The organism is Variovorax restrictus (assembly GCF_051216715.1).
Taxonomy (GTDB): Bacteria; Pseudomonadota; Gammaproteobacteria; order Burkholderiales; family Burkholderiaceae_C; genus Variovorax.
Genome location: NZ_JBPJZH010000002.1, coordinates 685964 through 698346 on the forward strand (window position 1 = coordinate 685964; position 12383 = coordinate 698346).

A 12383-nucleotide genomic window follows, 5' to 3' on the forward strand; every position below is an offset into this window, starting at 1 on the left:
TCAGGGCAACCGGTCGCTGTCCTCGCGTTCCTTCAACGAGCGGCCGCGGCGTGGCCACCATTCCTCGATGCGTTCGGCCGCCCAGTCCTTGCCGCCGAGGCCGAAGGCCAGCGCGATGGCGAAGACCACGCCGCCCAGCAGAATGAGGAAGCTCTCGCGGATGATGTCGCCGCCGACCTTGATCTGGTCGAGCGCGATCAGGATCACGAAGGCCATCACCGCGTACTGCGCCAGCTTGCCCAGCAGCAGCGCGTCCTGCATCTTCACGTTGCGGCAGTAGGTGGTGACCGTGTCGCCGATGAAGCGCGCGAAATAGGCGCCGAAGGCCAGCACCAGCAGCGCGACGAACACGTTGGGCACGAACCACACCACGCGGCCGAGCAGGTCGGTGATGTACGTCAGGCCCAGGCCATTGAACGCGATGAGCAGCGCCGCCAGGATGACGAGCCAATACACCAGCACGCCGAAGATGGTGGTGGTGTCGCCGGTCATGCCACCCTGGCGCAGGAAGCCGTCCAGGCCCGAGCGCTCGGTGAGCACCGGGAAGTTGATGGCACGCATCGCCTTCACGACGGCGAAGCGCGCCACCTTGGCGAGCAGCCAGCCGGCAATCACCACCACCACGGCAATGAGCAGCCGTGGCAGGAACGCGCCGATCTGGTAGAGGATGGCCCGGGCGGGCTCGAGGTGGATGCCGAATTCTTCCATGGGGTGTTCTCCGTGCGGATGCGGTGGTTCGGTCGGTCGGTGGTCGGTCAGTGGGCGTCGATCAGCGCCAGGATGCCCTGCAGCGGGACCTGCACCCAGTCGAGCCGGTTGTCCAGCTCGTAGCGCAGCTCGTACATCGCCTTCTCGAACTCGAAGAGCGCGAGCAGGCGGGTGGCCGATTCTTCGCTCTGGGTCGCGCCGCCGTGGCTCATGCGCGCCATATAGGCCCCCAGGAAGGCATCGCGCGTTTCTGCTTCCCAGGCGCGCGCAGCGGGCTCCAGCTTGAGGATCTCGTCAGCGCTTTGTGCTACGCGGCGCAGGGCGGACCAGCGCGCGTAGTTGAAGGAGCGCACCATGCCCGCCACGTCGCGTAAGGCTGAGCTGCGCTGGCGCCGCTCCTCGAAGCTGCGCGCTGGTTCCCCCTCGAAGTCGATGATCAGGAAGTCGTTGCGCGACACCAGCACCTGGCCCAGGTGATAGTCGCCATGGAAGCGGGTCTTGACGCCGCTCTGCCCCTCCAGCGGGAAGGCCGCGACGCGGTCGCGCACTTCGGCCGCGCGCACCAACAGTCGCTTGGCCTCGTCCTGCAGTTCGTGCGGCAGATCGGCCAGGCGCTCGGCCAGGCGGTCGAGGGTGCGTCCGGTTTCGTTGGCGGCGCGTTCGCGCCAGCCGGCCACGTCCTGTTCCGTCATCGGCTCGGGATCGAAGGCCTTGTCGCCGGTGCGCTTCGACAGCGCCAGGTGAAGCTCGGCAGTGCGTTCGCCCAGCGTTTGCATCAGCGACAGGAAGCCGCCGTGCACGTCGGCCGGCTGCTCGGTGTCGATGGTGCGGATCGACTCCAGGTAGCGCTCCAGGTAGCTGAGCGTGTAGTCCCAGCCGTCGCCCTGGTTGGGCACATACGACTGCACCAGCGCCAGCGTCATGGTGCTGCCGTCGTTGGCCACGTATTCCAGCGCGCCGGCGACCGGCACGCAGTTCGGGTACTTGGCCACCTCGGTGAGGAAGCGGCCCATCTCCAGTTCGGGGTTGATGCCAGGGCGCAGGCGCCGGTAGCCCTTGAGGAACAGCCGTTCGCCGAGCGTGACGACCGTGTTGCTGCTCTGCGCGGTCGGCGCGGTCACCGCCAGCGCGTTCACGTCCTTGCCCGCCAGCTTGGCGAAGGCGTCGGTGTGCGTGAACAGCAGCTTGCCACCGTTGGTCGGCAACGTGAGCCGCTCGCCCATGGCCTCGACCAGTGCGCGGCAGAAGCTCTCGTCGAAGAAGGCGTCGGCCATCACGCCGACATTGGCCTGCTGCCGCACCTTGGCGACGGGGCAGGCCATCAACGCCTTCATGCGGTCCTCGTCGTGGTCTTCCCAGGCCAGCGCGAGCGGCATGAAGTAGGTGGAGGTCTCGCTCGGGCCGTCGAGGTCGAGCAGGGGCAGCATCCAGCTGCGCTGGCCGGCGTCCCACACGGCGTGGTCGCGTACCCGCGCACGCGCGATCGACGTCCCCTTCGACGCGTACCAGCGCTGCGTCTCGACGTGGCGTGGCAGCGTCTCGGTCTCGAGCTGCAGCCGCATGCGCTCGGCCATGCCGATGCGCCAGGGCATCACGCGCTCGCGGAAGAAGCTGGTCCAGCCGTCGAACAGCACGAGCACCGCGCGGTCCTGCAGCGGTGTCCCTTCCTGATGCCACGCCGGCATCTGCACGTCGGCCGACAGGCGGAACCAATAGAAGCCGTGCGAGGGCAGCGTCAGCAGGTAGGGCAGCTCGCCCACCGGCGGGAAGGCGGTCTTGCCGAGCATCTCGACCGGCACGCGGCCCTTGAAGGCCGACAGGTCGAGCTCCACCGGCTGCGCCGAGCGCGACAGGTTGAAGACGGTGAGGATCGCGTCGTCGCCGTACTCGCTCAGGTACGCCAGGATCTTGCGGTTGCCCGGCTTCAGAAAGCGGCGTTTGCCGCGCCCGAAGGCATGGCTGGTCTTGCGCACGGCGAGCATGCGCTTGGTCCAGTTGAGCAGCGAGCTGGCTTCGCGCGACTGCGTCTCGACATTGAGCGCCTCGTAGCCGTACATCGGGTCCATGATCGGCTGCAGGTACAGGCTCTGCGGGTCGGCGCGCGAGAAGCCGGCGTTACGGTCGGGGCTCCACTGCATGGGCGTGCGAACCCCGTTGCGGTCGCCCACGAAGACGTTGTCGCCCATGCCGATCTCGTCGCCGTAATAAATGATCGGCGAGCCCGGCATCGACAGCAGCATGCTGTTCATCAGCTTGATGCGGTCGTTGTCGTTCTCCATCAGCGGCGCCAGCCGGCGGCGAATGCCCAGGTTGATGCGGGCGCGCGGGTCGGCCGCGTACATGCGGTACATGTAGTCGCGTTCGCGGCTGGTCACCATCTCGAGCGTGAGCTCGTCGTGGTTGCGCAGGAAGATGGCCCACTGGCAGCCGTCCGGGATGTCGGGCGTCTGCTGCATGATTTCGATGATCGGATCACGGTCTTCTTGGGCGATGGCCATGTACATGCGCGGCATCAGCGGGAAGTGGTACGCCATGTGGCATTCATCGCCGTTGCCGAAGTACTCGCGCACGTCTTCGGGCCACATGTTGGCCTCGGCCAGCAGGAAGCGGTTCTTGTATTCGGCGTCGATGGTGGCGCGCAGCTTCTTGATGACGTCGTGCGTCTCGGGCAGGTTCTCGTTGCTGGTGCCGTCGCGCTCGACCAGGTAGGGGATCGCGTCGAGCCGGAAGCCGTCGACGCCCATGTCCAGCCAGAAGCGCATCGTCTTCATGATGGCTTCGAGCACCGCCGGGTTGTCGAAGTTGAGGTCGGGCTGGTGGCTGAAGAAACGGTGCCAGTAGTACTGCTTGGCGACCGGGTCCCAGGTCCAGTTCGAGGTCTCGGTGTCGGTGAAGATGATCCGCGTGCCCTGGTAGATTTGGTCGGTGTCGCTCCACACGTAGAAGTTGCGCTCGGGCGAGCCGGGCGGGGCGGCGCGGGCCGCCTTGAACCACGGGTGCTCGCTGGAGGTGTGGTTGATGACCAGCTCGGTGATCACGCGGAGGCCTCGCGCGTGGGCGGCCTCGAGCATCTCGCGAAAGTCTTCGATCGTGCCGTACTGCGGGTGGACGCTTTCGTACTCCGAGATGTCGTAGCCGTCGTCGCGCAGCGGGGACGGATAGAAGGGCATCAGCCAGATCGTGTTGACGCCCAGCTCCTTCACGTAGTCGAGCTTCGCGGTCACGCCCTTGAAGTCGCCCATGCCGTCGTTGTTCGAATCGAAGAAGGCCTTGACGTTGAGCTGGTAGATGACCGCGTCGCGGTACCACTGCGGATCGTCGCTGGTGTCGATCTCCGGGGTTTCAAGCGTCAATGCCGGCACTGCGGACGACGCTGTGCTCGCATGTTGCGGGGGCTGGACCGGTTGGACGGGCAAGGGAGCATTCATGGGCGCAGTGCCTCTCTTCTTTTAGAGGAAGTATTCGAAGTCGTTCTCGTCGCGTGTGCGGCGGCGCACCCGCAACACATGGGCCGGCGTGTGCTGCGGCTCCAGCATGACGTAGTGCCATTCGCCCTGCCACAGGAAGCGCTGGTCGCTCAGCAGGTCGTGCACCTGGAAGGACTGGCCGGCCGGAACGCCGATCGATTCAGGCGTGAGGCCGATCCAGCCGGACTGCGCGTTGTGCGGGTCGAGGTTGACGACCGTGACCACCACGTTGCTGCCGTCTTCCGAGGACTTCACGTAGGCCAGCAGCTGGTCGTTCTCGACCGCCAGGAAGCGCAGCGTCGCGTTGCTCTGCAGGGCGGGGTTGTCGCGACGGATGCGGTTGATGCGCGCGATGAAGGGCGCCAGGCTGTGCGGCATGTCGTTGGGCCAGGTGCGCAGCTGGTACTTCTCGGAGTCGAGGTATTCCTCGCTGCCCGCGTGGCGCGGCTTGTGCTCGAGCAGTTCGTACGCCGGGCCGTAGATGCCGTAGCTGGCGGCCAGCGTGGCGGCCAGTGCCAGCCGCATCCGGAACATCGGCGCCTCGCCGCTTTGCAGTTGCTCATGCAGGATGTCGGGCGTGTTGGGCCAGACGTTCGGGCGGAAGTAGTCGTAGCCCGGGCCTTGCGACAGCTCGGTGAAGTACTCGGTCAGTTCCTGCTTGGTGTTGCGCCAGGTGAAGTAGGTGTACGACTGCGAGAAGCCCAGCTTGGCCAGACGGTGCATCACCTTCGGTCGGGTGAAGGCTTCGGCGAGGAAAAGCACCTCGGGATGCTCTCGCTTGATCTCCGTGATGCACCATTCCCAGAACGGGAAGGCCTTGGTGTGCGGGTTGTCGACGCGGAAGATCGTCACGCCTTCGCCGATCCAGTGGTCGAACACGCTCTTCAATTCGGTCCACAGCCCCTGCCAGTCGTCGCACTCGAAGTTGAACGGGTAGATGTCCTGGTATTTCTTGGGCGGGTTCTCGGCGTACTGCACCGTGCCGTCGGGTCGCCAGCGGAACCATCCCGGGTGTGCCTTGACGTAGGGGTGGTCGGGTGCGCACTGGAAGGCGATGTCCATCGCGATCTCCAGGCCGTGCTTGCCGGCCTCGGCCACCAGATGGCGGAAGTCCTCCGGCGTGCCGAGCTCGGGCAGGATGGACTTGTGGCCGCCTTCTTCAGCGCCGATGGCCCAGGGGCTGCCGACGTCGTCGGGCTCGGTGACGAGCACGTTGTTCTTGCCCTTGCGGTCGATGCGGCCGATCGGGTGGATCGGCGGAAAGTACAGCACGTCGAAGCCCATCTTCTCGATGGCAGGCAGGCGCGCTTCGACATCCTTGAACGTGCCGTGCTCGCCAGGCACGGTGCCAGCCGAGCGCGGGAACAGTTCATACCAGCTGCTGAAGCGCGCGCGTTCGCGGTCCGCCACCAGCGACAGCTCGGCGCCGTAGCGCGCCTCGAAGCGGCGGTCGGGGTAGAGCGAGGCCAGGGCTTCCAGCTTCTCGTCGAGCGCCAGGGCCTTGAGGGCCGTGCCGGTGATCGCTTCGTCGGCGGCGGCACGGTCGAGTTCGGTCGCCAGGCGCGCGAGCGTGACCGCATCGTCGCCGGTGGCGCGCTTGGCCGCCGCGGCGACCTCGGTGGCGCCTACCTTCGCGGCGATGCGGATGTCGGCGTCGTCCACGCGGCGCGTCAGTTCATGGCGCCAGGAGGCGAAGCCATCGACCCAGGCGAGCACCGAGTAGATGTAGCGGCCCGGCACCGTCGGGGTGAAACTGCCTGTCCACACGTCATTGGTGACGAGTGCGAGCGGCGTTTCGTGCACCGTGGTGTCGCCCTCGCGCCACCACTGGATCACCGCGCGCAGCACGTCGTGGCCGTCCGTGATGCAGTGCGCCGTGACCTCGAAGGGCTCGCCCGCGATGCGCTTGACCGCGAAGCGGCCGCCATCGACGTTGGGCAGCACGGCGTCGATCACCGCGCGGATCCGGCCTTCCTTGGGCAGGCTGTGCGGGCGCGAGATCAATGCGGCGGTCTGCGTCTCGGGGATGGCCGGCGTGGCCGCGGTGGTGTCTTCACTCGGCCTGCTCGCGGCCTTCGATGGCTTCGCGGCGGGCGTCGTCGTGCTTTTCGGTGCGCTCTTCGAGGGGCTCTTAGGCATGGGTCTCCAGCTTCAGGATCAGGGTGGAAAGAGGGGGCAGCGTCAGCGTCAGCGAGTGCGGGCGACCGTGCGCCGGCAGCGGCGCGGATTCGACTGCGCCCATGTTGCCCCAGCCGGCGCCGCCGTAGTCGCGTGCGTCGCTGTTGAGCAGTTCGCGCCACATGCCGGCCAGCGGCACGCCGAGGCGGTAGTTGGTGCGGGGCAGCGGCGTGAGGTTGCACACCACCAGCACCGGGTCGCCGTTGCGCGCCTTGCGCAGAAAGGCGAACACGCTGTTCTGCGCGTCGTCGGTCTCCACCCACTCGAAGCCGTCGGGCGAAAAGTCGACTTCGTACAGCGCGGGCTCGGCCTTGTACACGCGGTTGAGCTCGCGCACGAAATGCTGCAGGCCGCCGTGGCCTTCCTGGCCGGTGACCCACCATTCGAGTTCGCCGTCGTGCGTCCACTCGCGGCGCTGCCCGAATTCGCCGCCCATGAAGAGCAGCTTCTTGCCGGGGTGTGCCCACATGAGGCCGAACAAAGCGCGCAGGTTGGCGAACTGTTGCCACGGGTCGCCCGGCATCTTGTTGATGAGCGAGCCCTTGCCGTGCACGACCTCGTCGTGCGAGAGCGGCAGGACGAAGTTCTCGTTGAAGGCGTAGACCAGCGAGAAGGTCAGCTGGTGATGGTGATGGCGCCGATGGATCGGGTCCTTGGCGAAGTACGACAACGTGTCGTGCATCCAGCCCATGTTCCATTTCATGCCGAAGCCCAGGCCGCCCATGTCGGTCGGGCGCGACACCATCGGCCATGCGGTCGATTCCTCGGCCACCGACACGGTGTCGGGGTGCTCGCGGTACACCGCTTTGTTCAGGTCGCGCAAAAAGCCGATGGCCTCGAGGTTCTCGCGGCCGCCATGCACATTGGGGATCCACTCGCCCTGCTTGCGCGCGTAGTCGAGGTAGAGCATCGAGGCGACCGCGTCGACCCGCAGACCGTCGAGGTGGTAGCGCTCCAACCAGAACAACGCCGACGAGATCAGGAAGCTGCGGACCTCGTTGCGGCCGTAGTTGAAGATGCTCGAGTTCCACTCCGGATGGAAGCCCTGGCGCGGGTCCGCGTGCTCGTAGAGATGCGTGCCGTCGAAGAAGGCCAGCCCGTGCGCATCCGTCGGGAAGTGCGAGGGCACCCAGTCCAGCAGCACGCCGATGCCGCGCTGGTGCATGTGGTCGACGAAGGCCATGAAGTCCTGCGGCGTGCCGTAACGCGAGGTCGGCGCGAAGTAGCCGGTGGTCTGGTAGCCCCAGGAGCCGTAGAAGGGGTGCTCGGTCACCGGCATCAGCTCGACGTGGGTGAAGCCCATGTCGACCATGTAGTCGGCCAGGCGCTCGCCCAGCTCGCGCCAGCCGAGCATCTCGCCGTCCTGCCGCTGCCAGGAGCCGGCATGCAACTCGTAGGTCGACATCGGCGCGTCGAGCGCATTCTTGGGGCCGCGAGCGGCCATCCAGGCGTCGTCGTTCCAGGTGTGTTCGAGCGACCACACGCGCGATCCGGTGGCGGGCGCTGGCTCGGCATAGAAGGCGAAGGGGTCGGCCTTCTCCAGAACGTTGCCGTTGGTCGCGGAGAAAATGCGGTACTTGTAGACCGCGCCGCGGGTGGCTTGCGGGTCGAACCCTTCCCACACGCCGCTGCCGTCGGGTCGGGGCTCGAGCGGCATGACGCTGTCGTCCCAGCCGTTCCAGTCGGCGATCACCGACACGGCGCGCGCGTTGGGGGCCCAGACCGCGAAGGTGGCGCCGCCGCCGGGCTGGAGGTGGCAGCCCATCGTCTCGTGCAGTTTCGCGTGCGTGCCTTCCCGGAAAAGCCAGACGTCATGCTCGCTGAGGCGAGAGTGTTCGATGTGCACGGGTGCGTTCCTTGTTGCGCCGAAGAATCCGGCGCGTCGACTACGGGCTTGAAGCCTTTAGCGTACGCCACCCACTTGACGCTCCGGGCCGCCGAGCGCCCTTCGTCCTGTCAGACAGGCGCTACACCGGGTGCGACGCGGCGCCCTGGCGCGAGCTTCAATGCAGCTCGGCCGCGGCGTGGATCGCTTCGCGCACCCGTGGGTAGATCTGCGCGTTCCACTTGCTGCCGCTGAACACGCCGTAGTGGCCCACGCCGGCCTGCAGGTGGTGCGTCTTGAGGTAGGGGCGGATGTTGGGGCAGAGGTCTTGCGCAGCGACCGTCTGGCCCACGGAGCAGATGTCGTCGCGCTCGCCCTCGACGGTGATCAGCGCGGTCCTGCGGATGGCAGCTGGGTTGACGGTGCGGCCGTGCACCGTGAGCACGCCGCGTGGCAGGTCGTAGGTCTGGAAGACCCGCTCGACGGTCTCCAGGTAGAACTCGGCCGGCAGGTCGTTCACCGCCAGGTACTCGTCGTAGAAATTGCGGATCGTCTCTGCCTTCTCGGTCTCGCCGTCGACGATATGCTGGTACAGCTTCTTGAACTGTTCCTTGTGCCGTTCCGGGTTCATGCTCATGAAGGCCGTCAGCTGCAGGAAGCCGGGGTACACGCGCCGCATCATCCCGGCGTGCGGGAAGGGCACGTGGCTGATGAGGTTCTTGCGGAACCAGTCGATGGGCTTGCTGGTGGCGAGCGTGTTCACGCCGCTGGGGTTGACGCGGCAATCGACCGGCCCGGCCATCAGCGTCAGGCTCTTCGGCGCGGCGGGGTTGTCGTCTTCGGCCATCAGCGCGGTGGCGGCCAGCGCGGCCACGCAGGGCTGGCAGACGGCGACCAGGTGGGCGCCGGGCCCGATGGCTTCGAGGAAGGCAATGAGCTGGGCTGTGTAGTCGTCCAGGCTGAAGCCGCCATGGCGCAGCGGCACGTCGCGGGCGTTGTGCCAGTCGGTCAGGTAGACGTCGTGATCGCGCAGCAGCGTGCGCACCGTTTCGCGCAGCAGCGTGGCGAAATGGCCCGACAACGGTGCCGCCAGCAGCACGGGCGGATGCACCGCCTTGGTGTCCTTGCGGAAACGGCGGAGGGTGCCGAAGGGGGCGACCAGCGTCACTTCCTCGTGCACCGCCACCGGTTCACCGTCGACCAGCACCTGGTCGATGCCGTAGGCCGGCCGGGTGTGGGTCAGCCGCAGGCGCGAGAAAACCTCGAAGGCGGCGGCCATCTTGCGGCTGGCGCTGTCGGGGCCGGCGCCAGCCCACATGGTTTGACCCATGAACTGCGCCGCGAGCCGCATGGGAGACATCAGATCGCTCTGGTTTTGGTAGGCCCGGTACAGCATGCGCGGGCTGAAGGCAATTTGCGGGCCAGCGCGTGGTCGGCATCCGTCGTGGCACAGGCCTTGCACTTGCATCCCCACGCTTGGGCAATCAGGAGCACGCATGGCCAAACCCGTTCTCACCATCAGCAGCAAGAACTACGGTGCCTGGTCGCTGCGCGGCTGGCTCATGTGCAAGCTGGCAGGGCTGGACTTCAGCGAGAAGGTGATCTCGCCGGACGACCCGGCCATGAAGGCCGAGATGCTGCTGCTGTCGTCGTCGATGCTGGTGCCGTCGCTGCAGCACGGCGCGGTGCTGGTCTGGGACACGCTGGCCATCGGCGAGTACCTCCATGAGATCAAGCCCAAGGCCGGCCTGCTGCCGGCCGACGCCAAGGCGCGCGCCCACTGCCGCGCCATCTGCGGGGAGATGCACTCGGGCTTCAGCGCCATGCGCGGCTCGCTGCCGATGAACATCAAGGGGCACTTCCCGAACTTCAAGATCTGGTCGCGCGCCCAGACCGATATCGACCGCGTGGTCGCCATCTGGCGCGAATGCCTCCAGCGCTACGGCGGGCCTTTCCTGTTCGGCGCGCAGCCCTGCATCGCCGATGCCATGTACGCGCCGGTGGTGACTCGGTTCCTGAGCTACGACGTGTCGCTGGACCGTGAATGCGCCGCGTACTGCAAGCGGGTCATGGCGTTGCCGGCCATGCAGGAATGGGTGGCTGCGGCGAAGCAGGAGCCCGACGAAATCGACGAGTTGGATGCCGAGTTCTAGCCTGTCCGTGTTCGCATCCGTTCGTACCGGGTTCCTGTGGCGGTCACGAAATGAGTACTTGTGGTTAACATTTATTACACAAAAGAGTACTAAAGGTTAACATTTCAACTAACATCACCGGCATGCGAAGTCGCCTGGGTGGCGGCTTTCCGAACCGGAGATGTGGTTGTGAAAAACGCCTGGACTGTGGCTGCCGGTTTGACGGTGTTGGCGCTGTGCCTGACGGCCTGTGACGACGGTGTGCGCGCCGGTCTGCAGACGAACAAGGCGGCGTTGGGCCCCAACATCGAAACCGTCGTGGTCACCTGGCAACCGCGCGACAAGACGGCCGAGTTCCTGAGCGCCTGGCGGCCCAAGAACTGACGGGCATCGGCCAGATCCGCTGTCGCTGCGGATCGTTGCCGGTATTTCCCCGGCCCTTGCGTCGAAATTTGCTCTTCGGACCTCAAGAGTCGGCCTGCCCTGCCGATAAGTCTTTTGTAGGCATCACGCACGGTGCCGAGCCGATGGACACGACGCTGGAAGAGAGATTCACATGCCACACGACACCATTCCGATGGGGTCAGCCTTCTCCCGATGGGAAGCGCTGACCAAGGAATACCTGGAAGGCCTGGTCGCATTGCGCCGCCGGGAGCCGGGGGCGTCGGCCCGGATGATGCGTCTTGCGCGCGAGATGCAGGAGTGCGAGGCGCGCTGCGGTGGCCCGGTGTACGTGCCGCCGGCGCGCGTGCCACTCGCCGAATCGCAGCTGGCGGAACCGAGCCTGCCCCAGCCGATCGCGCGGCAACCCGTCGACAGGGACGCGGTTCCCGGCTTCTGGACCAGTGCCTTCGGTGCCTTGCTCGGCAGCGGCCGACATGCCGGGCAGGGCGGACGAGACGCCGCGTCACGCTGAGTCGGGGTTTCTTCTTTGCTTGTCGGAGGCGATGCGCGATACTGTAATTAAATACAGCTCCATGGCCGACCACCTGATTCCTCTCCAGGCCCTCAAGGGCCGCGGCGCCGCCAGCCGGCTGGCGCACCGCTTCGAGCGCGATGTGCGCGACGACTTCGACGACGGCTGGAACACGCTGCAAGACGATGCGGCCGAGGGCCTTTCGCCGCTGAAAACCGAGGTTCGTTTCGAGGACGTGAAGTCGGTCCTGAGCGAGAACGACTCCCCCGACATTCCCTTCGACCGTTCGCTCAACCCGTACCGCGGCTGTGAGCACGGCTGCGTTTACTGTTTTGCCCGGCCGACGCACAGCTACCTCAACCTGTCGCCCGGTCTGGACTTCGAGACCAAGCTGATCGCCAAGCGCAACATCGCCGAGGTGCTGCGCGCCGAGTTGGCCCGCAAGAGCTACCGGCCCAGCCATCTGGCCATCGGCACCGCCACCGACTGCTACCAGCCGATCGAACGTGAGCTGCGGCTGACGCGCTCGGTGCTCGAGGTGCTGCGCGAGGCGCGCCACCCTTTCGGCATCGTGACCAAGTCGAGCGCGGTCGAGCTTGACCTGGACCTGCTCGCCCCGATGGCGGCCGACCGGATGGCCGCGGTGTACGTCAGCGTCACCACGCTCGATGGTGACCTGGCCCGCACGCTGGAGCCGCGCGCCGCCGCGCCGCACCGGCGGCTGCGCACCATCCGCACGCTGGCCGAGGCGGGCGTGCCGGTGGGCGTGAGCGTCGCGCCGCAGATTCCGTTCATTACCGAGGACATGGAGCAGGTGCTCGAAGCCGCCTGGGAGGCCGGCGCGCGCTGCGCCTTCTACACGGTGGTGCGGCTGCCCTGGGAGGTCGCGCCGCTCTTCAAGGAGTGGCTCGAACTGCACTACCCGCAGCGCGCCGACCGGGTCATGGCGCGCATCCGCGAGATGCGCGGCGGCAAGGACTACGACGCTGACTTCGCCACCCGCATGAAGGGCAGCGGCCTGTGGGCCGACCTGATCCGCCAGCGCTTCGAGAAGGCGACGAACCGCATCGGCTTCAACCGGCAGCGCATCGCGCTGGACCTGGGGGCCTTCCGGCCGCCGGGCGTGGGCGGGCAGGGCAGCTTGTTCTGAAGACCGC

General features: G+C 66.7%; 9 protein-coding genes. 4 read left to right on the top strand and 5 right to left on the bottom strand.

The window, feature by feature from the left end; genetic code table 11:
• The 5 genes from ACSFA0_RS17860 to ACSFA0_RS17880 form a co-directional block, all read right to left on the bottom strand.
• Window positions 1-708: a mechanosensitive ion channel family protein gene (locus ACSFA0_RS17860; protein WP_435451595.1), complete on the bottom strand. Its 708-nt coding sequence runs from the start codon at window positions 706-708 to the stop codon at window positions 1-3.
• 47 nt (window positions 709-755) lie between these two features.
• Window positions 756-4136 carry a maltose alpha-D-glucosyltransferase gene (treS, locus tag ACSFA0_RS17865; protein ID WP_435451596.1) on the bottom strand — a complete coding sequence of 1127 codons (3381 nt, stop codon included), beginning with the start codon at window positions 4134-4136 and terminating at the stop codon, window positions 756-758.
• A gap of 21 nt (window positions 4137-4157) precedes the next feature.
• Entirely contained in the window at window positions 4158-6314 is a 2157-nt protein-coding gene (locus ACSFA0_RS17870; RefSeq protein ID WP_435451597.1) for an alpha-1,4-glucan--maltose-1-phosphate maltosyltransferase, read from the bottom strand.
• Window positions 6307-8199: a 1,4-alpha-glucan branching protein GlgB gene (glgB, locus tag ACSFA0_RS17875; protein WP_435451598.1), complete on the bottom strand. Its 1893-nt coding sequence runs from the start codon at window positions 8197-8199 to the stop codon at window positions 6307-6309. Before glgB ends, ACSFA0_RS17870 begins: the two co-directional genes overlap by 8 nt.
• A 157-nt stretch (window positions 8200-8356) precedes the next feature.
• Window positions 8357-9574, bottom strand: coding sequence for a polyhydroxyalkanoate depolymerase (locus ACSFA0_RS17880; RefSeq protein ID WP_435451599.1), 1218 nt, complete (start codon window positions 9572-9574; stop codon window positions 8357-8359).
• Window positions 9575-9674: 100 nt separating this feature from the next.
• On the opposite strand from ACSFA0_RS17880, the gene ACSFA0_RS17885 reads away from it, so the two are divergent.
• The 4 genes from ACSFA0_RS17885 to ACSFA0_RS17900 all read left to right on the top strand — a co-directional run bounded on the left by ACSFA0_RS17885 (window position 9675) and on the right by ACSFA0_RS17900 (window position 12376).
• Window positions 9675-10331 (top strand): glutathione S-transferase, encoded by a 657-nt coding sequence (locus tag ACSFA0_RS17885; RefSeq protein WP_435451600.1) that lies wholly within the window; start codon window positions 9675-9677, stop codon window positions 10329-10331.
• Window positions 10332-10499: 168 nt separating this feature from the next.
• Window positions 10500-10694, top strand: a complete 195-nt coding sequence (locus ACSFA0_RS17890) for a hypothetical protein (RefSeq protein WP_435451601.1) — start codon at window positions 10500-10502, stop codon at window positions 10692-10694.
• Between the two features lie 172 nt (window positions 10695-10866).
• Complete coding sequence (locus tag ACSFA0_RS17895; RefSeq protein WP_435451602.1) at window positions 10867-11226, top strand: hypothetical protein; 360 nt, start codon at window positions 10867-10869, stop codon at window positions 11224-11226.
• A gap of 61 nt (window positions 11227-11287) precedes the next feature.
• Complete coding sequence (locus ACSFA0_RS17900; protein ID WP_435451603.1) at window positions 11288-12376, top strand: PA0069 family radical SAM protein; 1089 nt, start codon at window positions 11288-11290, stop codon at window positions 12374-12376.
• The last annotated feature ends 7 nt before the right edge of the window (window positions 12377-12383 follow it).